The sequence below is a fragment of the Salmonella sp. SA14318 genome, assembly GCF_029866905.1.
In the GTDB taxonomy this organism is placed as follows: Bacteria; Pseudomonadota; Gammaproteobacteria; order Enterobacterales; family Enterobacteriaceae; genus Salmonella; species Salmonella enterica.
This window is the reverse complement of the sequence record NZ_CP123282.1, coordinates 907,032-928,092: the sequence shown is the minus strand read 5'-3', so window position 1 is coordinate 928,092 and position 21,061 is coordinate 907,032. Positions and strand designations below refer to the sequence as shown.

16 protein-coding genes and 2 tRNA genes are annotated in these 21,061 nt (G+C 53.3%); 8 read left to right on the top strand and 10 right to left on the bottom strand.

Features of this window, described 5'->3' with window-relative positions:
* Position 1: 1 nt before the first annotated feature.
* Positions 2 to 424 carry an L-fucose mutarotase gene (fucU, locus tag QEN32_RS04445; protein WP_000920848.1) on the top strand — a complete coding sequence of 141 codons (423 nt, stop codon included), beginning with the start codon at positions 2 to 4 and terminating at the stop codon, positions 422 to 424.
* Between the two features lie 57 nt (positions 425 to 481).
* On the top strand, positions 482 to 1,192 hold the full coding sequence (gene fucR / locus QEN32_RS04440; RefSeq protein WP_000642330.1) for an L-fucose operon activator: 711 nt from the start codon (positions 482 to 484) through the stop codon (positions 1,190 to 1,192).
* Between the two features lie 58 nt (positions 1,193 to 1,250).
* On the opposite strand, the gene rlmM is transcribed toward fucR, so the two are convergent.
* The 4 genes from rlmM to QEN32_RS04420 all read right to left on the bottom strand — a co-directional run bounded on the left by rlmM (position 1,251) and on the right by QEN32_RS04420 (position 4,249).
* Positions 1,251 to 2,351: a 23S rRNA (cytidine(2498)-2'-O)-methyltransferase RlmM gene (gene rlmM / locus QEN32_RS04435; protein WP_001045497.1), complete on the bottom strand. Its 1,101-nt coding sequence runs from the start codon at positions 2,349 to 2,351 to the stop codon at positions 1,251 to 1,253.
* Positions 2,344 to 2,739: a DUF423 domain-containing protein gene (locus QEN32_RS04430; protein ID WP_000203913.1), complete on the bottom strand. Its 396-nt coding sequence runs from the start codon at positions 2,737 to 2,739 to the stop codon at positions 2,344 to 2,346. Before QEN32_RS04430 ends, rlmM begins: the two co-directional genes overlap by 8 nt.
* Positions 2,740 to 2,757: 18 nt before the next feature.
* Positions 2,758 to 3,675 (bottom strand): glycine cleavage system transcriptional regulator GcvA, encoded by a 918-nt coding sequence (gcvA, locus tag QEN32_RS04425; protein ID WP_000044409.1) that lies wholly within the window; start codon positions 3,673 to 3,675, stop codon positions 2,758 to 2,760.
* 346 nt (positions 3,676 to 4,021) lie between these two features.
* Complete coding sequence (locus QEN32_RS04420; protein ID WP_000750393.1) at positions 4,022 to 4,249, bottom strand: YgdI/YgdR family lipoprotein; 228 nt, start codon at positions 4,247 to 4,249, stop codon at positions 4,022 to 4,024.
* Between the two features lie 192 nt (positions 4,250 to 4,441).
* Here QEN32_RS04420 and csdA point away from each other — a divergent pair, with 192 nt between their 5' ends.
* The 3 genes from csdA to rarD all read left to right on the top strand — a co-directional run bounded on the left by csdA (position 4,442) and on the right by rarD (position 7,277).
* Positions 4,442 to 5,647, top strand: coding sequence for a cysteine desulfurase CsdA (gene csdA / locus QEN32_RS04415; protein ID WP_000991053.1), 1,206 nt, complete (start codon positions 4,442 to 4,444; stop codon positions 5,645 to 5,647).
* Complete coding sequence (gene csdE / locus QEN32_RS04410; protein ID WP_080150197.1) at positions 5,647 to 6,090, top strand: cysteine desulfurase sulfur acceptor subunit CsdE; 444 nt, start codon at positions 5,647 to 5,649, stop codon at positions 6,088 to 6,090. The genes csdA and csdE overlap by 1 nt, the downstream gene beginning before the upstream one ends.
* Positions 6,091 to 6,389: 299 nt before the next feature.
* Complete coding sequence (rarD, locus tag QEN32_RS04405) at positions 6,390 to 7,277, top strand: EamA family transporter RarD (RefSeq protein WP_077248417.1); 888 nt, start codon at positions 6,390 to 6,392, stop codon at positions 7,275 to 7,277.
* A gap of 51 nt (positions 7,278 to 7,328) precedes the next feature.
* On the opposite strand, the gene tcdA is transcribed toward rarD, so the two are convergent.
* Positions 7,329 to 8,135 (bottom strand): tRNA cyclic N6-threonylcarbamoyladenosine(37) synthase TcdA, encoded by an 807-nt coding sequence (gene tcdA, locus QEN32_RS04400; RefSeq protein WP_000117742.1) that lies wholly within the window; start codon positions 8,133 to 8,135, stop codon positions 7,329 to 7,331.
* 109 nt (positions 8,136 to 8,244) lie between these two features.
* Positions 8,245 to 9,342 carry a murein transglycosylase A gene (gene mltA, locus QEN32_RS04395; RefSeq protein WP_265321964.1) on the bottom strand — a complete coding sequence of 366 codons (1,098 nt, stop codon included), beginning with the start codon at positions 9,340 to 9,342 and terminating at the stop codon, positions 8,245 to 8,247.
* 207 nt (positions 9,343 to 9,549) lie between these two features.
* On the opposite strand from mltA, the gene QEN32_RS04390 reads away from it, so the two are divergent.
* A tRNA-Met gene (locus QEN32_RS04390) sits at positions 9,550 to 9,626 on the top strand.
* Positions 9,627 to 9,655: 29 nt separating this feature from the next.
* A tRNA-Met gene (locus QEN32_RS04385) sits at positions 9,656 to 9,732 on the top strand.
* Between the two features lie 109 nt (positions 9,733 to 9,841).
* Here QEN32_RS04385 and amiC read toward each other — a convergent pair.
* Positions 9,842 to 11,095, bottom strand: a complete 1,254-nt coding sequence (amiC, locus tag QEN32_RS04380) for an N-acetylmuramoyl-L-alanine amidase AmiC (RefSeq protein ID WP_000011919.1) — start codon at positions 11,093 to 11,095, stop codon at positions 9,842 to 9,844.
* 232 nt (positions 11,096 to 11,327) lie between these two features.
* Here amiC and argA point away from each other — a divergent pair, with 232 nt between their 5' ends.
* Positions 11,328 to 12,659 (top strand): amino-acid N-acetyltransferase, encoded by a 1,332-nt coding sequence (gene argA, locus QEN32_RS04375; RefSeq protein WP_000588964.1) that lies wholly within the window; start codon positions 11,328 to 11,330, stop codon positions 12,657 to 12,659.
* Between the two features lie 102 nt (positions 12,660 to 12,761).
* On the opposite strand, the gene recD is transcribed toward argA, so the two are convergent.
* From recD to ptrA, 3 genes are read right to left on the bottom strand one after another with little or no spacing between them, the layout of a single operon-like run.
* Positions 12,762 to 14,597, bottom strand: a complete 1,836-nt coding sequence (gene recD, locus QEN32_RS04370) for an exodeoxyribonuclease V subunit alpha (RefSeq protein WP_265321963.1) — start codon at positions 14,595 to 14,597, stop codon at positions 12,762 to 12,764.
* Positions 14,594 to 18,139 (bottom strand): exodeoxyribonuclease V subunit beta, encoded by a 3,546-nt coding sequence (gene recB / locus QEN32_RS04365; RefSeq protein WP_265321962.1) that lies wholly within the window; start codon positions 18,137 to 18,139, stop codon positions 14,594 to 14,596. Before recB ends, recD begins: the two co-directional genes overlap by 4 nt.
* Positions 18,132 to 21,020 carry a pitrilysin gene (ptrA, locus tag QEN32_RS04360; protein WP_265321961.1) on the bottom strand — a complete coding sequence of 963 codons (2,889 nt, stop codon included), beginning with the start codon at positions 21,018 to 21,020 and terminating at the stop codon, positions 18,132 to 18,134. Before ptrA ends, recB begins: the two co-directional genes overlap by 8 nt.
* Between the last annotated feature and the right edge of the window lie 41 nt (positions 21,021 to 21,061).

Genomic DNA, 21,061 nt, shown 5'->3' with positions numbered 1-21,061 from the left:
AATGCTAAAAACCATTTCACCGTTAATTTCCCCGACCCTGCTCAAAGTGCTGGCCGAGATGGGCCACGGGGACGAAATCATTTTTTCCGACGCTCACTTTCCCGCGCATAGCCTGGGCCCGCAGGTGATTCGCGCCGATGGTCTTAGCGTCAGCGATCTACTGCGGGCAATTATTCCGCTCTTTGAGCTGGATAGCTACGCCCCGCCGCTGGTGATGATGGCCGCCGTAGAAGGCGACACGCTCGACCCCAGCGTTGAAGCTCGTTATCGCGATGCTTTGTCATTAGAAGCGCCGTGCCCGGATATCGTTCGTATCGACCGCTATGCGTTTTATGAGCGGGCGCAAAAAGCGTTTGCGATCGTTATCACAGGTGAGTGCGCGAAGTACGGAAATATTCTTTTAAAAAAAGGGGTAACGCCGTAATCTCTTGCCGGTGCGCCCGCATGACGCGGGCGTTCATCGAATGATGGGGTGAGAAAAATGAAAGCGGCACGCCAACAAGCGATAGTCGATCTGCTGATCAATCATAAAAGTCTGACCACCGAAGCGCTGGCCACCCGGCTTAACGTCAGTAAAGAGACCATCCGCCGCGATCTCAGTGAACTACAGACGCAGGGAAAAGTGCTGCGTAATCACGGACGAGCTAAATATATTCATCGTGAAAATCAGGACAGCGGCGATCCATTCCATATCCGCCTGAAAAGCCATTATGCGCATAAAGCCGATATTGCCCGTGAAGCGTTAGCGTGGATAGAAGAAGGAATGACGATTGCGTTGGATGCCAGTTCAACCTGCTGGTATCTGGCCCGCCAGTTGCCGGATATTCCCATTCAGGTTTTTACCAATAGCCATCCTATCTGTCAGGAGCTGGGAAAACGCGAACGCATTGCGCTGATAAGTTCCGGCGGCCAGCTTGAACGTAAATATGGCTGTTACGTTAACCCGTCTCTTATCTCACAGCTAAAATCGCTTGATATCGATCTGTTCATCTTTTCCTGCGAGGGAATCGACGGCGGCGGCGATCTGTGGGACTCCAATGCGATCAACGCCGATTTTAAATCTATCCTGCTCAGGCGCGCCTCGCAGTCTTTATTATTGATTGATAAAAGTAAATTTAATCGTTCAGGAGAGGCGCGCATCGGGCATCTGGATGATGTGACGCATATTGTTTCAGATGCGCCGCAGTCATAGGCCGGACAAGCGTGCGCCATCCGGCGCTGATGACGCGCCGGACGACGGCAGTGCGTTTTTATCGCTCGTCGCGACGTCCGCCAACAGCCGCCCACAACCGACGCACGTGTACCGTCACTTCTTCGCGATCGTGATAAAGCTGACGTGCCTGGATCTGCGCATTAACGCCATGCTCATCCAACTGCGCCTGAAGATATGCCAGATTATGCGACACCTCTTCGTAGCGTTTTTTCATCGGCAGTTTAAGGTTAAAAATCGTCTCCCGACACCAGCCGTTCACCAGCCACTGCGCCATTAACGCGGTGACTTTGGCCGGCTTCTCCACCATATCGCAGACCATCCATGAAATATTATTCCGGTTCGGACGGTACCTGAAGCCATCCTCACGCAACCAGGTCACCTGTCCGGTGTCCATCAGGCTTTGCGCCATCGGGCCGTTATCTACGGAGTAGACCCACATATTGCGCTTCACTAACTGGTACGTCCATCCGCCGGGACAGGCGCCCAAATCCACCGCATACATGCCGTTCGCCAGACGTTCATCCCACTCATCTTCCGGGATGAAAACGTGGAGCGCCTCTTCCAGTTTCAGCGTTGAGCGGCTCGGCGCATCAGACGGAAACTTCAAACGCGGGATGCCCATATAAAACGGTGAATTGTTATGCGCGAGCGAATAACCGGTATAGCAGCATCCTGGCGCGATAAAAAAGACATGAACGACCGGACGCTTCGGCGTTTCATAATTCGTCAATACGCCCGCATCACGCAAAGCCGCGCGCAGCGGCACCGTAAATTTGCGGCAGAACTTCATCAGTTCTTTACTTTCATTGGTGTCGGCGACTTCAACCCGCAGCTCGCCGCCCTTTTCCACTACGCCCTGCAACATGCCGACAATCGGCGTAATTCTGTCTTCCGGCGGTAAATGTTGCAGCAGTTCACCCACCACAAACCACTGGCGGGCGAAAATCAGCGAACTGAACGGCAGCTCTGAAATCAGCTTTTCGCCATCTTCCGGCTGGTAGCATTCATAAATGACATAGCCTGCGTTCTCTTTTACGCGTGCAAAACCAAATATTTCCCGTTTTCCCGCTTTATCGGTAATTTCTGCAGCGCACTCTTTTTCAAACCCCGGACGGCAGAGCAATACAACTTTATTCATGGCTCGCGCCCTTACGTTTCATACGAATGGCGCCAATCAGTAATAGCGCCCAGCCCACCAGGAAACTGACGCCGCCGACAGGCGTGATATACGCCCACAGGCGCAGATGCGAAAGCGCAAGGCAGTACAGACTGCCGCTAAACAGCACCGTGCCCAGCGCCAGAAAAACGCTGCTCCAGTAAAACCAGATGCTGATACGGCGCTGCATCGCCACCGCCAGGCCAAAGATCGCCAGCGTATGGAACGCCTGATATTGCAGGCCGGTCTGAATCCAGCCCATTTCAACCACGCCCAGGGTTTTACTCAAAACATGCGCCCCGAACGCGCCCAGAGCAACGTAAATAAAACCGCTGATAGCGGCGACAATCAGCATAAAACGGCTGGTCATGGTCATACCCTAAGTTAATTATTGTTCGTAACGAAAACGGAATTTTTCTTGCTCCGTCGCCGCCTTCGCCAAAATCCACTGACGGAAGGCGGCTATTTTACCCAGTTCTGCCTGGCTGTCATGACAAACCAGATAAAAAGCATTCTTACTCACCAGAACATCGTTAAATGGACACACCAGTCGCCCGGCTTCAATTTCAGACTGCGCCATAACATTATTCGCCAGCGCGATCCCCTGTCCGTGAATAGCGGCCTGTAGCACCATCGCGCTGTGGCTAAATATCGGCCCTTGCTGAACGTTAATATGGTTGAGCCCTAACTGACGAGTATAGGCCTGCCAGTCACGCCGGGAGGCATCGTGCAATAGCGTGTGTTTCGCCAGATCTTCCGGCGTTTTTAACGGTTTTTCGCCTGTGAGTAATAAAGGAGAACAGACGGGCAGTAAATATTCTGCGTATAATTTTTCGACGCGCAAGCCCGGCCAGTTTCCCCGGCCATAAAAAATCGCGACATCGACATCGTCTGCCAGTTTATCTTCCTGACGGTCAACGGCTTGTATCCGAACGTCAATTCCCGGATAAGCTGAGTTAAAGCTGGAGAGCCTGGGCACCAGCCACTGGATGGCAAAACTGGGCGGTAAACTCACCGTCAGCGCCCCTTTGGCACTGCGCGCCTGGAGCTTACGCGTTGCTTCCGTGAGCTGGGAAAATATCTCTTTAATGTCGAGAAAATAGCTTTGGCCTTCTTCCGTCAGCAACAGCGAACGATTGCGGCGGCGGAACAGTTTTAGCCCCAAAAAATCCTCAAGTGACTTAATTTGGTGGCTTACTGCGGCCTGCGTCACAAAAAGTTCTTCCGCTGCTCGCGTAAAGCTCAAATGGCGCGCGGCAGCATCAAAAACGCGTAACGCATTTAAAGGAGGTAATCGTTTTGACATGGCCTCTGGACTTAATGTCGAATGAATTTAACAAATAGGTAACAATATGTAACCTATTAGTTTTTTTAATCTGAGACATTATAAATTGTCCGTTGAGGTTCTACCAGCAAATACCTATAGTGGCGGCACTTCCTGAGCCGGAACGAAAAGTTTTATCGGAATGCGTGTTCTGATGGGCTTTTGGCTTACGGTTGTGATGTTGTGTTGTTGTGTTTGCAATTGGTCTGCGATTCAGACCACGGTAGCGAGACTACCCTTTTTCACTTCCTGTACATTTACCCTGTCTGTCCATAGTGATTAATGTAGCACCGCCATATTGCGGTGCTTTTTTTTGTATAACAAACGGTTAGTTTTCCAGAGCCACCATCTCTTTCACGTCAGTACGATTGATCTGCTGTTTGTTGCCATTAGCGTCTTTATACGAAATCATACCGGTATCGTTATCGGTCTGGGGTTTACCGTCGGTCACAATGCTACGTCCATCATTGGTGTGCATAACGTAATTAGGACCGGAACAGGCGCTCAGGGCAAAAGTCAGCATACATGCAGAGATAATTGCGGCAGTCTTTTTCATCTTCTTCTCCTTAAAGCTGTTTGTGCTATTTAAAGCGGACTCCGTAACAGGCTTAAACATTCGCCTAACATTATTCAGCATAACCTCCTTTACATAATTCGCCAGGATATACAGACGATTCCGATGGTTAGGACAAACCTTGTATCAGCCGCGCTTTTACGCCACGATCGGTAAACTGAACCGAGGAATATCATGAACGCTTTTAATCCCACGCAGTTTCGCGCGCAGTTTCCCGCGCTAGCCGATGCGGGTGTTTATCTCGATAGCGCCGCCACGGCATTAAAGCCACAGGCAGTCATTGACGCCACGCACCAGTTTTATTGTTTGAGCGCCGGTAACGTTCATCGTAGCCAGTTTGCGCAGGCGCAGCGCCTGACGGCGCAATATGAAGCGGCCAGAGCAAAAGCGGCGCGACTGTTAAACGCGCCCGATGAAAAAAGTATCGTCTGGACACGCGGCACCACCGAAGCGATCAACATGGTGGCGCAGTGTTACGCCCGTCCTCGTCTGCGCCCCGGCGATGAAATTATCGTTAGCGTCGCCGAGCATCACGCCAACCTTGTGCCCTGGCTGATGGTGGCGCAACAAACCGGCGCGCAGGTCATAAAACTGCCGCTTAATGACCGGCGTCTTCCTGATGTTGAGCGTCTGCCGGAACTGATCACGTCGCGCAGCCGCATTCTGGCGCTGGGGCAAATGTCGAACGTAACGGGCGGCTGCCCGGATCTCGCAAGCGCTATCAGCGCCGCTCACGCAGCGGGAATGGTCGTGATGGTAGATGGCGCGCAAGGCGCGGTACACTTCCCGGCGGATGTTCAGCAGCTTGATATCGATTTTTATGCTTTTTCCGCTCACAAACTGTATGGCCCGACCGGTATCGGCGTGCTGTACGGTAAGCCGGAGCTTCTTGAGGCGATGTCGCCCTGGCTCGGCGGCGGCAAGATGATCCGTGACGTTAGCTTTGAAGGCTTCACCACTCAAAGCGCTCCCTGGAAGCTGGAAGCGGGGACGCCGAACGTCGCCGGGGTCATCGGCCTGAGCGCTGCGCTGGAATGGCTGTCCGATATCGATATTGAACAGGCCGAAAACTGGAGCCGGGGGCTGGCGACGCTGGCGGAAGACGCACTGGCGAAACGCCCGGGCTTTCGTTCGTTCCGCTGCCAGGACTCCAGCCTGCTGGCCTTTGATTTTGTCGGCGTGCACCACGGCGATATGGTGACACTGCTGGCGGAATACGGTATTGCGCTCCGGGCCGGGCAACATTGCGCCCAGCCATTGCTGGCGGAACTTGGCGTCACAGGGACTCTGCGCGCCTCTTTTGCGCCGTATAATACCCAACATGATGTGGATGCGTTGGTTAACGCCGTTGACCGCGCGCTGGAACTGCTGGTGGATTAATGACAAACCCTCTTTATACCGGACACCCGTTCGGCACAACGGTAACGGAAGAGACGTTACGCACTATCTTTCTCCCGCTGACCCAGTGGGAGGATAAATATCGTCAGTTGATTCTGTTAGGAAAACAGCTCCCCGCGCTGCCGGATGAATGCAAAGCGCAGGCGAAGGAGATAGCCGGCTGCGAGAACCGCGTCTGGCTGGGCTTTACCCGATCAGATAACGGAACGATGCACTTTTTCGGCGACAGTGAGGGGCGGATTGTCCGCGGCCTGCTGGCGGTATTGCTCACCGCGGTGGAAGGAAAAAACGCCGCCGAGTTGCAGGCTCGTTCACCGCTGGCGCTGTTTGATGAGCTGGGTTTACGCGCCCAGCTTAGCGCCTCACGCAGTCAGGGGCTGAACGCGCTGAGCGAAGCGATTGTTGCCGCAACGCATAAGCGTTGAAATAGCGTAAATATTCTGTCGCCTGACAGCGCCGTCCGCGGCGGTCAGGCGATGCAGATAAAATAATCCAGTCACTTTATTAGTTTCGGCGTCAGATTTCCCTGATAAACATTCTTTTGATTTTTATCAGCTATCACAATGAAATTACAATGTTAGAATCCATGTTAAAACGGCGTGAAGATTTTAGAGTAAATAAAGCCACCCGATGTAGCGTAGCAGGAGAACTGGAAAATCCATACGCATCGGGTGAAGTTATAACAGGATATGGATAAGTGGAAAAATATCTGCGTAGCGGTACCATGTTTGTGGTACTGGCATTTATATTATGGGGGTTAACACCTTTATATTATCAATATTTATCAGGGGGAAATCTCGCACAAATATTGATATACCGGGTGTTCTGGTCAATTCCATTATTACTGGCAGTAAGATTGTTATTTCGGCAGCGAACGCGATTTCATGATGCCTGGAAAGATAAAAAATCTTTTTTCTTCTGCATGATCGCCGGACTTTTGATGATTGTCTCATGGTCATCTTTTATTTATGCGCTAACCCATCATCTGGTGCTTGATGCCAGCCTCGGCTATTTTATCAACCCGCTATTTGTTATTGCGCTGGGATGCATTTTTCTTAAAGAAAAACTGTCGTTGTTTCAGGCCATCGCCGTTTTTTCTGGTGTCTGTGGCCTGACTTTTCAAATTATCATGCTACGGCATTTCCCGGCGCTGGCGCTAACCATGGGATTATCATTTGCGCTATATGGCCTGGCGCGAAAGTTTATACATTATGATGTGATGACATCGATAACGATTGAAACATTATGGGCATTGCCTGTCTCACTATTAATCTTTCTCTTTAGCGATAGCGGACCAATTATATCCGCTAATACTCCTTTCTTTTTGTATGTCATGACGGCGCCAGTGACGATCATTCCACTGGTATTATTTGCCATCGCGTTAAATCACACCTCGTTGATTGTCACCGGACTGGCGCAATATATAGAGCCGTCTTTACAGTTCTTACTTGCCATTATGATATTTGGCGAGCACATTAATTACGCGGAACTGCTCTGCTTTTGTGCGGTATGGTTCGGGTTGTTTCTATGCATATCTGAAAATTTATATTCCCATTATCTCCGCGCCCGTCTGAAACCGGTGTTCGGCAGGGTACAGCGCTTCTTTCGCTAACAAAGGGCGCAGGGCCGGATACGCGTCTGCGTGACACTCCGCCCCGTCCTTTTATTCTTGTCGCGCCGCTTTAGCCATGATCTTCTTCAGCGCATGGGAAACGGCGACAAAACCGAACGTTGCCGTCACCATCGTCGCCGCGCCGAAGCCAGAGGCGCAATCCATCCGTTTTGGCCCTTCTGCGGTAGCTTTCATCGCGCATACGGAACCGTCCGCCTGTGGGTAAACCAGCGCTTCAGTGGAAAAAACGCAGTCCACGCCCAGCTTACCTTTACTGTTCTTCACTACGCCAAAATTATGTTTCAATCTCTCGCGCAGTTTTGCCGCCAGCGGATCCTGTATGGTTTTCGCCAAATCAGCGACCTGGATTTGCGTCGGATCGATCTGCCCGCCCGCGCCGCCAGTGGTCACTAAAGGAACCTTATATCGGCGACAGTACGCAATCAGAGCGGCTTTTGGACGAACGCTGTCAATGGCGTCAATGACATAGGTAAAACCCGCGTCCATATAACCCGCCACATTATCCGGCGTGATGAAATCATCGATAACCGTTACCCGGCACTCCGGGTTAATTTGCCGAATCCGTTCGGCCATCACTTCCGCTTTCGCCAACCCGACGTTATCACGCAACGCATGGATCTGACGGTTCGTATTGGTCACGCAGACATCGTCCATATCAATCAGCGTAATCGCACCGATGCCCGTACGCGCCAGCGCCTCTGCCGCCCATGATCCCACCCCGCCGATTCCCACGACGCAGATATGCGCCTCAGCAAACCGCTGCAGCGCTTTTTCACCGTACAGACGCGCGGTGCCGCCAAAGCGTTGGCGCCAGGCATCACTTATCACCACTGACATATGACCTCAGAATAAAAAAAGGTGAGGTTATTCCTCACCCCTGCTCACTATTTTCAGGCCCGATAGCGATCGCGTTATCGGGCAATCCGGTTGTCGCAGAATACCACAATCAGCCGCTAAACACGTTACCGGCGCCCGGCGCGCTTTTTAACACCCATACGCGACCATAGTGATTATACCATCCGGCACGATGCCCGGCATCCGGGCCAATTCCCTGGTAAATATCAAAGTGCTGGCCTTTAATCGCTCCGCCGACATCCAGCGCGACCATCAAACGTAGCTCATACTGACCGCTAAATTTACCGTTGTTATCCAGCAACGGTACTTCCGCCAACAAGGTCGTGCCAGGCGGAATGATGCTGCGGTCGGAGGCGACGGATGCTCGCCCAATCAGCGGTACGGCGCTGGCGCCTTTGACCGGCGCAAAAGATTGCGGCTTAAAGAAGACGAACGACGGGTTCTGCTCCAGTAATTCACGCACTTCCGCTTTGCTGTGCTTCTCTCCCCATTCGCGTATGGCCTGCATCGACATATCTTCTTTTTTCACTTCACCGCGATCGATAAGCACTTTACCAATACTGCGATAAGGCCAGCCGTTTTTACCGGCATAACTAAAGAAGTTCAGCGGACTACCATCACCGAAATCAATATAACCGCTGCCCTGGACATCCATAATAAAGTTATCCATCAGCGAATTACTCCAGGCCAGGATGTACTTATCGCTCAGCGCGCCTGCGTAGATCTGGGCGCGGGACGGTAAGCGTCCGCGTTTTGGCGGCATACTATAGATAGGGTACTGGAACGCGCCCTGGCGCGTATGGCGAGCCTGAACGACGGGCGTATAGTAGCCCGTGAACTGGACGTTACCGTAGTTGTCGGTGCCTTCCATCTGCCAGGCATCGATACCAAACTGGCGCATAGTGCGCGTATCGCCTCCGGAACGTAACCAGTTCTGGACAGCGTTATAGACGTTGCTTTGATTGGTGTATAAACGCGGCGACGCGGAACGGATCTGGTCGACCTGCTCGGCAAAGTCACCAGCATTAATCGGCGCGCCCACCGCGTCCGGCTGGTTTACCAGGGAGAAGGGCTGGGTAAATTTCCCGTCCTTATATTGCTGACCGCGATCGGTCGGTTTTGATGAACAGGCAGCCAGCATTGCCAGCATTACGCCTGTCGCCACATATTTTGCCCAACGTCCTTTCATGGTGTCTCGTCTTCTGCGTAATCGAAAGTGCCCGGTGAAGATAACAAACCGTCCGGAGTAATGAAATGCGATCGCGATCTCATTATGTAAATTCGTTTAAAAATCGCGCTATCTGCGGTGTATTTGCGCAATTCATGAGAAATTAGCGATTTATATGAAAAAAGGGTTGCAACAAAAGCTCAGCGGAGTATAGTGCGCATCCACGGACGCGGGGTGGAGCAGCCTGGTAGCTCGTCGGGCTCATAACCCGAAGGTCGTCGGTTCAAATCCGGCCCCCGCAACCAATTACAATGAGAATGCAAGTTTAGACGGACGCGGGGTGGAGCAGCTTGGTAGCTCGTCGGGCTCATAACCCGAAGGTCGTCGGTTCAAATCCGGCCCCCGCAACCAACTTAATGAACACCCTTACGGGTGTTTTTTTGTATCTGTCGTCTGGTCCGCAACGACAGTGCGGGCAGCATCCTACTTACCCGCGCAATAAACTCGCCGTCATCTCAGGTTAACTTCTTCTCGCCAGCGTCGCCCCATCGGCAAAATACGCTTTAATGCCCGCCAGAATCGACTCTGCGACCTGTTGCTGGAACGTCGCAGTCTTGAGCTTGCGTTCTTCTTCAATGTTACTGATAAACGCCGTCTCGACCAGAATAGACGGAATATCGGGCGCCTTTAACACCGCAAACCCCGCCTGCTCGACCTTGTTTTTATGCAGGTCATTAATTTTACCAAGCTGCTTCAACACCGCTTTACCGAATTTCAAACTATCGGCAATGGTCAGCGATTGCACCATATCGAACATCGTATGGTCGACATAACGGTCACCGCTTTTGCTCACGCCGCCAATTAAGTCCGAGGCGTTCTGCGTTTGCGCCAGATATTTCGCCGCGGTACTGGTGGCGCCTTTGGTCGATAGTGCGAATACGGATGAACCGCTAGGCTGCCGGCTGGTGAAGGCATCCGCATGAATAGAGACAAACAGGTCGGCGCGCTGTTTCTGCGCTTTCGCCACCCGGACTTTTAACGGAATGAAGATGTCTTCATTGCGCGTCATATAGACCTTCATGTTGCCTTCTTTTTCGATCAACGCGCGCAGGCGGCGGGCTATCTGGAGCACCACGTCTTTTTCACGCGTTTTGTATTTGCCTATCGCGCCGGGGTCTTCGCCGCCGTGTCCCGGATCAAGCATAATAACAATGGGGCGGTCGCGCCCCGCTTTACCGGGCTGCGGCCCGCTTTGCGAAGGCGGCACCTGTTTATCCAAATCGCCTTTATTGTAGTCTTCCAGCAGCGCCAGCAGCGGATCCTGCATATCCTGCGCATTGGCAGGATAAAGATCCATCACCAGACGTTCTTTAAAGCCTGCCACAGGCGCCAGCGCAAATAGCTGCGGCTTCACGTTTTGTTTTAGCTCAAAGACCATACGCACAGTCTTAGGATCAAACTGCCCTACCCTTGCGGATTTGATATACGGATCGTCGCTGCGAATCTGCGCGCCAATGCCTTTAAGCACCGAGTTCAGATTCACATCCTCAATATCTACTACCACGCGGTCCGGGTTACTTAAGGCAAATTGTTTATATTTCAGCAGACGATTCGACTCTACCGTGACGCGGGTATAGCTGGACGCAGGCCAGATACGCACCGCAACGACCTGGCTTACGGCAGCCAGCCCGACCTGGCTCACGCTTAATAGCCACATGGCGCCCGCGCCTTGTAGTAAACGGCGACGGCTGATTGCTGAATTGGCTCCCGACATGCTTCTCCCGAGCAAAAACTAAATAGAGATCATACAAAGTTCATCCAAATTGACCGGAAACTTTAGCGAATGACGCATAATCTGTCATCTATAAAAGGGTAAACATTCTTTTTATATTCACGGCATTACTAAGAAAAGCGATCGGACCGCATAAAATTTACGCTTGCACAGAGGGCAAAAACAGAATAAAAATACACTAATTTCGAATAATAATTCACTAGTGGGGCGCGCAATGATAAAGGAACGTAAAACCGAACTGGTAGAAGGGTTTCGCCATTCAGTTCCCTATATCAACACCCATCGCGGAAAAACCTTTGTCATTATGCTCGGCGGCGAAGCCATTGAGCATGACAATTTTTCCAGCATCGTTAGCGATATCGGGCTACTGCATAGCCTCGGTATTCGCCTTGTCGTGGTGTATGGCGCGCGACCGCAAATCGACGCCAATCTGGCCGCGCATCATCATGAACCGATTTACCACAAAAACACGCGGGTGACGGACGCCAAAGCACTGGAGCTGGTGAAACAGGCCGCCGGTTTACTCCAGCTTGATATTACCGCCCGTCTGTCGATGAGTCTGAACAATACGCCGTTGCAGGGCGCGCACATTAATGTCGTCAGTGGCAATTTCACCATTGCGCAGCCGCTGGGCGTTGATGATGGCGTGGACTACTGTCATAGCGGCCGTATCCGGCGCATTGATGAAGATGCGATCAACCGCCAGTTGGATAACGGCGCGATCGTTCTGATGGGGCCGGTCGCCGTCTCAGTGACCGGCGAAAGTTTTAATCTGACCTCAGAAGAGATTGCCACTCAACTCGCCGTTAAACTGAAAGCGGAAAAAATGATCGGTTTCTGTTCTTCTCAGGGCGTTACCAATAGCGAGGGCGGCATCATTTCTGAACTCTTCCCGAATGAAGCACAGGCGCGGGTGGAAGAGTTGGAAGCGCAGGGCGACTACAACTCCGGAACCGTACGTTTTTTGCGCGGCGCGGTAAAAGCCTGTCGTAGCGGCGTTCGTCGTTGCCATCTGATCAGCTATCAGGAAGATGGCTCGCTATTACAGGAACTGTTCTCGCGTGACGGTATCGGTACGCAGATCGTCATGGAGAGCGCCGAGCAGATCCGCCGCGCCACCATCAACGATATTGGCGGTATTCTGGAGCTTATCCGCCCACTGGAACAGCAGGGCATTCTGGTACGCCGTTCCCGTGAACAACTGGAGATGGAGATCGATAAATTTACCATTATTCAGCGCGATAATATGACTATCGCCTGCGCGGCGCTGTATCCTTTTGTGGAAGAGAAAATAGGCGAAATGGCCTGCGTAGCGGTACATCCGGATTACCGCAGCTCATCGCGTGGAGAAGTGCTTCTGGAGCGGGTTGCCGCCCAGGCGCGGCAAATGGGGCTGCGTAAATTGTTTGTGCTGACGACGCGCAGTATTCACTGGTTCCAGGAGCGCGGTTTCACGCCTGTCGATATTGAGTTACTGCCTGAGAGCAAGAAAAAAATGTATAACTATCAGCGACGTTCAAAGGTGCTGATGGCGGATTTAGGATAACAAGGTGGGCCTGATGGCGCTGCGCTTATCAGGCCTACGCTCGAAAGCATCATTTGGAGGCCGGATAAGACGCTACGCGTCGCCATCCGGCGAGAACTCGTCTTATCCGGTACGACTGACTTCATCAAATAAGGTGGCTAACCCGCTGCGCCGTTCCGTACGCGTCACAATCGCGCCTGCCAGGATCCGTTCATCGGCATACAGCGATAACCGCCGCCGCGCCCGCGTAACAGCGGTATACACCAGCTCCCGCGTCACGACCGGCGAACGCTGGCTGGGTAAAATCAGCGCGGCGTGATCAAATTCAGACCCCTGTGATTTATGTACCGTCATCGCCCAGGTTGTATCATGTTCCGGCAGACGGCTGGGCTGAACGGACTTGATCGTGCCGTCCGGCATCACAAACCAGACGCGTAACCCCTGCCCGCGATCGAGCGCAATACCAATATCGCCGTTAAATAGCCCCAACGCGCTATCGTTGCGCGCAATCATTACCGGACGCCCTTCATACCAGCGAGAGTGCGGGTGCCGCTGAATTTTTCGTTGCTGCACCATCGCCTGCTCAATGCGGTCATTCAGTCCCCTCACGCCAAATGGGCCTTCACGCAGCGCGCAAAGCAGTTGATACTCATTGAAAGCCTGAAGGATTGCCTCCGGCGACGCTTTCTCATGCAGCAACCGCAGGTAGCGCCCATAGCCCGCCAGCGCTTCATCCAGCATCCCGGCATAATCGTCGCTACTTTGCAATGTACGCTTCTCTATATCGCTAAACCCCTGCTGAAAAACAGCCTGGATTGCCGACCTGTCGCCGCAGTTAATCGCCGCCGCCAGCTTGCCGATGCCAGAATCGCTGCCGAAACGGTAGCTCTTTTGCAACAAACAGAGGCTATCGCGTAAAGATGCGGCTTGCGTTCCGGCCCCCGCCGGAATGGCGCTCCCTGTTAGTCGACTTAGCTGTCGGGCGCGTTCCGCCGTAAACCCTGCGTTGACATAGGCGCAAATATCGCCCAACACAGCGCCCGCCTCAACGGATGCCAACTGATCGCGATCGCCAAGAAAAATGACCCGCCCGTGCGGCGGCAGAGCGTCAATCAAACGTGACATCATCGGCAAATCAATCATTGATGCTTCATCGACCACCAGCACGTCCAGATGCAGCGGGTTGCCCGCATGATGGCGTAATCGCTGGCTGCCGGGCTGTGCGCCTAGCAGTCGGTGCAGCGTACTGGCGTCCTCCGGTATACGCTTTTTCTGCGCATCGGTAAGAGGAAGCTGACGCAACGCCGCGCCGAGCGACTCCGTCAGGCGTGCGGCCGCTTTCCCGGTCGGCGCCGCCAGCCGGATACGGCAACGTTCGCCATCCGCCATTTGAATTAATGCCGCCAGCAGCTTCGCGACGGTGGTGGTTTTACCGGTGCCGGGACCGCCTGAAATCACGGAGATACGGCGAGTTAGCGCTACGGCGGCGGCCACCTTTTGCCAGTTCACCTCGTCTGTCGGAGGGAATAGCGCGTCCAGAATACGGGATAACTGATCTTCATCTACGGCGATGGCCTGGTTAACCTCGTTAAAAAAGCGCGCAACCGTACGCTCGTTGCACCACATGCGATTCAGGTAGAGGCGATCGCCGCACAGAATTAACGGCGCGGGGCTATCGCCGCAGCTAACCGCCGCAGACGCCAGTAACCGCTTTTTCCAGTCAATTGGCGTAGCCGTTTCGCTTATCCAGGCGACCAGTAAGGGATGCGCCTCCTCCGTTAACGTTAAACGCGACAACGGCAGACACACGTGACCTTCACCTGCGTCATGACTAAGCAGCGCTGCCGCCAGCGTCACGGCGGGATCGTCGTTACCGGCGACGGTTAAAGCAAACTGGGCATCAATGGGCCGTAAGAGTTTTTGTTCAACGGCCTCCAGCAACCGCTCCTGGATTGTCATTGCGCCTCCTCACTCATTTCACCTGCAAACATATCATCCAGTTGGTTAATTAACGCCGCCGCAGGACGAGTGGTAAAAATACCCTGCTGCGGACGTTCGCTATCCACCCCGCGTAAAAAGAGATAGATGACGCCGCCGAAATGGCGTTCATAGTCGTAATTCGCCATTCGATGACGAAGGTAACGGTGCAATGCCAGCGTATAAAGCTGGTACTGCAAATCATAGCGATGCGCCTGCATCGCCGCAGCCATCGCCGTCTGGGTATAAGCGGCGCTATCCTCGCCCAGCCAGTTAGATTTATAGTCGAGCAAGTAATAGCGCCCCTCATAACGGAACACCAGGTCGATAAAGCCCTTTAACATGCCGCGAACCTGCATGAAATCCAGCGCAGGGCAACCTGCTGAAAGCGGGTCGTATCGACGAATCAACGCATCCAGCTCTCCGGCGGTAAGCGGCTGGGCAATCGGCAGATAAAACTCCATTTCGACCTGTTTTTCACGCCCGGTCAGCACGCTCAGACTAACGCCCGTCTCGTTAAGGGGAACATGCAACACGGTGTCCAGCCAGCGGGTAAGTACGGGCTCCCATCGCGTTTCAAAACCACTCAGCTCCAGTTTTTCCTGTACCCATTGGGGGTTTATCGGTTGAGTAAAATCAAGCTCTTCAAACAGGCTGTGCAAAAATGTTCCCGGCGATGCCCCGCGAGGAAAGTGATGCGGCGTCATTGCCGGCGCTTCCGCCGCTTCGCCAACGCCTGCGGCGTCAATGTCGAGACGAGGAATAAGATCTTGCGCCACGCTATGTCCCCGCTGCTGCAAACCGGAATAACTGGTGACGCGCCAGCTATCATAAAGCAGGCGTTGCAGCGTTCTGGCGCTGAGTTCCGCGTGCGATGCAGCGGCAATTTGCCAGCGGTCGTTATCCGTGTTGCCTGGCGTTCGACACACGATATCCTCGTCGCATAGCGCCTCAATACAGGCGCGAAGACCTGCGGCATCCATCGGTTCGCCTTTTTGCAGGAGTCGCCCAAGCGCGCTTTGGTGCACATCCGTCTCGCCTTTCTTATCACTGCGACGCCGAACCAGCGGCGCGACGCCGAGGCTGCAATGCCACACTGCACGGGTCAGCGCGACATAAAGTAGGCGCAGGTCTTCCGCCAGGCGTTCGGCTTCCGCCAGTGCTATGCTCTCTTCGGCGTGACTAAGGTCCAGCACCGCCTCGTAGGAGTGCCTGTCGTGATAAAAAGCCTGGTCCTGCACGCGGAAATGGGTGATAAAAGGTAACCAGACCAGCGGGTATTCCAGACCTTTCGATTTATGAATGGTGACGATTTGCACCAGATGCTTATCGCTTTCCAGACGTAGTTGCTGGCTGGAAGCATTGCTATCGGGTTCAAGGATATGTTGCGCCAGCCAACGCACCAGCGCATGTTCGCTTTCCAGCTGCGAACCGGCTTCCTGTAACAGTTCGCTAATATGCAGAATATCCGTCAGCCGACGTTCACCTCCCGCCGTCGCCAGCAGGTTTTCAGCAATATTGCGCGCCGACATTAGCGCGCGCAGCATAGGCATCACGCCGCGTTTATGCCAAATCTGTCGGTAGCCATCAAACTCTTCAACAACCGCATCCCACGCATTTTCATCATTGTTAAGCGTTTCGATATCCAGCGCGGTAAGGCCCATCATTGATGTCGCCAGAGCGCTACGCAGCGTATTCTCACGTTCGGGCGCCATCACCGCCTGCAACACCCACAGCATCTCCTGCGCTTCGAGCGTTTCGAATACGCTGTCGCGGTTAGAAAGATAGACGGAGGGGATCGCCAGTAAGGTCAGCGCATCCCGTATCAGCGCGGCTTCCCGCCTGCTGCGCACCAGCACGCTAATATCCGAGGCGCGAACGGGCCGCGACGAATCGCCGTTCGTCAGCAGCGCGTCGCCCGTTTGCCCGGCACGCAGCCAGTCGCGAATTTGCGTGGCGCACACCTGCGCCATATAACTTTGATAATCGCCCGAACCGCAGCTTTCTCCCTCCATTAGCCACAGGGTCATCGCCGGTTGAGGCGCGTCATTCACTTTAAATTGCAGCGACTGGTTTCTGGGCGCAAACTTTACCGGACTGAAGGGAATATCGCGGAACATAAAGGCGTCATTCATCTGACTGAACAGCTTGTTAACGCTATTCACCATCCCCGGCGCGGAGCGCCAGTTAGTGTCAAGCGTATAGTGCGCGCTCACTTCGCTGCGAGCCTTCATGTAGGTAAAGATATCCGCGCCACGAAACGCATAAATCGCCTGTTTAGGATCGCCAATCAGCAATAGCGCCGTATCGGGTTGATGTCGCCAGATACGGCGAAAAATACGGTACTGTTGTGGGTCGGTATCCTGAAATTCATCGATCATCGCCACCGGAAAACGGGTACGAATCGCCGCAGCCAGCGCCTCGCCGCTTTCACTACGCAGCGCGGTATCTAAACGGCTGAGCATATCGTCAAACCCCAGCTCGCCGCGCCGGCGTTTTTCCTGAGCCACCGTTTCACGGATCTCTGAGAGCGCTCGGGTAAGAACCAGATCTTTAATCGATAACGGTTCGCCCAACAGGTTATCAATGGCGACAAACAATGGGTGCTGGGGCGTCACGCCGCCAGCTTTGGTGCGCTCAGCTAAAAAACACTGTGAAAATTTTCCCAACGCCTCGGGTAATTGATAGTTTTTCGTCTCTTCTTGCGCCCACGCGGTGATCTTTTCGATCCATTTCGCCTGATTGCCGCGGTTGAACTTTCTGCGATCGATGCCGGATGATTCGATCAGCGCGTCCAGCTCGCTAACCACCTCACACCACTGCTGCTTCACCTGGTTGATGCGCGCCAGGATCTGTTCATGACGCGATGCCAGCGTCTCCTCCTGCGATGGCGGCGCTTTAATGACCGGCGCTTCGCCCTGCAGATAACGATCGATATCCTTTAAGAGCGCCTTCGGTCCCTTCCACACGTCAAACACCACCTGCGCGATGTCGCGCGGCAGCGGATAGCAATGACGCCGCCAGAAATCGGCGCAGGCCTGATAACGCAACAAAGATTCGTCTTCAATAAGCTGTTGCTCAAACAACATACCGGATTCGAAAGCGTTCAGGCTGAGCATACGCTGGCAAAAACCGTGGATGGTAAAGACCGCGGCCTCGTCCATTTGTCGTTCCGCCAGTAATAACCACTGCGCGGCCTGCTTTTTGTCGCTAATTTCTTCCAGCAAGCGGGCATACAGCGGATTATCCGTGCTTTCCCGCAGACAGGCGATGCGCAACTCATGGATATTACTGCGGATTCGCCCACGCAGCTCTTCAGTGGCGGCCTCCGTAAAGGTTACCACCAGCAGTTCTTCAACGGTCAACGGACGGGGAAATGCGGCACTGCCGCCCAAGCCGAGCAATAACCGCAGATACAGCGCCGCGATAGTAAACGTTTTGCCTGTGCCCGCTGATGCTTCAATCAGACGCTCGCCTGTCAGGGGCAAGCGCAGAGGATCAAGAGTCTCGGCGACATCATTCATTCTTTTCGCTCATTAGAGGTAACGTTTGCTGCAATGCGCTGACGTTATCCCACACTTTCCAGCCTGTCGGATGCACGTATTCTGCTTTTCCATTCTGGCTACCAGCAATCTGTGACAATATTGCCATACCTTGTGGTTCCACCACCGCCTGGTGGAAGAAGTCGGCAAGCTTTTGTGGCGTCAGCAATTTTATCTGAGCGATGATTTTATCACGCGAGTCAAAGCGCATATTACCCCGATCGAAATCCTTGCTTAAACGGGATGCTTCTTCGCCCAACGTTTGCGGCGCCTGGCGCATTTGCGTAATGATCGCCTGCTGAATTTGGGCGAACTCTTCTGGCTTCATCGCCCTCAGCTTCGCCTCGGCGTCAGGGAAAAATGCCTGATAGCGTTGCCACAGGTAAGAGGGCTGTTTATCGTTGCTCTGTAGCAGGAATCCCATTCCCCACTGACGGCCAACGCTCATCGGAAAGGCGAAAACGGCGTATCCCAGTTGCTCTTCGGTTCGTAGCTGATTGTAAAACCACGGTTGAACAATCTGACCTAACATCGCGCTGTAGGCAGCGCTGACGTACTCGTCGTAGCCGACCGGAACAAAGACCGCTGCTAACGCGGAGTCGGTGCTACTGCCCGCTTTTTCAAATATTACGGACTGCTTTTTCTCAACCACCACGTCTTTGTTACGACACCACGCCGATCCGTTCGCCGCGAGCTGTTTTTGAACATCTTGCGCCAGAGAGGTCGCCTGGGCTTCGCTCATATTCCCTATAACCAGAAATTCCGGACGAGCGCCCGTTTTTAACGCATTACGATAGGCCATCACCTCTTTCAACGTAATGGACGGCAGCAAAGCGCGACGTTCATCACGGGAAAAATAAGGCACCTGCGAAATCATCTGCACTGGCATAATCGCCTGTTCGTAGGCTTTTCCCTTCTCCGCAGAATCCATCATCTGCGTATACCAGGATTTCGCCTGCGCCAGCTGTTCCTCCGTGGCGTCGTAGCTAAAATATCCTTCCAGCAACGCCAGGAAAAGCTGCGGCAAACGCTGGGTATAACCGTTCGCAGTGACCATCAGACCATTGTTGGCGTTAGTAGAAAAGCTAATGCCGCCCACTGCCGCCTGGTTGCTGAGCTGATCGAGCGCCATTCCCGCCAGATAATCATTAAGGGCGAACAGTACCTGATTGCGGGCGCTGTCCATCGCCTGCGGGTTACGCAATACCACGCTCACGTCAGCTTTTGGCTCGCTGGCGAAATAACGACTCGGCGCATAAACCACGCGCAAATCCGCTTTATCGACAATCAGTTCTGGCCGCACGTAGTTTTTGTCATTCTTAACAAGCGTGAAATCATCAGGAATATAGGGGTTTAACTCCGGCAGCGACAACCCAATGCCCTGTGCTTTTTGCTGCCAGTTTTTAAACGTCTGTTCGCTAATCTTATCGACCTGATAAGGCGCATCCACAAAATACGCAATCTTATTATGGGGTTCCTGGGGACTGATGTACCAGATGCGCGCATTCTGCGGCGTCATCATCTCCAGGCGATTTTTGATAGCGTCAGGATCGTAACGATCGGCGATATTCGCCGCATCCAGCGTATGCGCTACCGGGACGCGGATCATAGTGTCCGCCAGCCATTCGACATAGTCCATATCGCGGGTAATCGACGGATAGCGGAAGTCGAGATCCAGCACATGCGCCAGCTCGTCAAAGTAACGTTTATCTATCCCTTTTTCACGTAACGTATTGAGATAGCTAAAGATAGCTGCGACGACTTCATCACGATTGGCCAAACCTTTATCAGTCAGCGTTGCCGAAATGGCAAATACGCCGCTGTTACCATTAACAATCGGATCGGAATCCGCGCTAATACCTTCGACCAGTCCTTGTTTTTGCAGCCAGTCAGAGAGCGTCCCCGGGCTACGATTGCCAATCAGATAAGAGACCAGTTCATCGGTCTTGCTACGGAACTGCGCACTATTGTTATCAATACGAAACTCCACGCGCAGCACTTTACGCGGTAGCGCCGGCACGTAATGAATAATGATGCCCTTCTGCGCCTCGGTGATGACAGGTACGGTAATTTCCGGTTTTTTAATCTGTTTATTCGGCACGCGACCATAGGTTGCGGCGGCAATACTCGCCAGTTCCGGCAAGGGTTTATTACTGTAAATCACCGCCTTCATCAGATTAGATGAATAGTATTTTTCATGAAAAGCGATCAACGCCTGTTGCACCGGATTTCCCGGCTTATCGCTTAACGTTTCCAGATTGCCGCCAGAAAAGTGCGAGCCTGGATGCGCCGGGTTAATGGTTTCGGCGCTTACCTGCGCCATACGCATACCGTCGCGGGTGCGCGCCATCGTCAGCTCGGCATTCACCGCGTTTCGTTCGCGTTCGGCATACTTTTTATCGAGCAATGGCGCGGCAATGGCGTCGGCCAGGCGATCTACGGCGCCTGGTAGCGCGTCGTTTTCAACCTCCAGGTAGAAGGCTGTTCGATAAGGCGCGGTGCTGGCGTTGTGGCTACCGCCATGTCTTTTAAGGTATTCGGCAAGGCTATCCGCCTGCGGATATTTTTTTGACCCCATCAGGCACATATGCTCAAGATAATGAGCAAGCCCCTGATGAGCCTCAGGATCTTCAAGCGATCCAACGGGCACCACTAACGCTGAAAGAGACTTTACAGCCTGCGGATCGGATACCAGCAACACCACCATGTCATTATCAAGACGTATCGCCTGATACTGCCGGGTATCTTTATCGCTTTTACGGATAGTTTCTTGCAGCGGTTGCCAACCGATATCCGCCTGAACTGCAGGCCCCCAGAAGGCGACCAATAACAATAACGCTTTGAACCAGGTGCTGCGGGGCATTCACGGACCTCATCATTAACTTTCATTCCCACTCATCTGTA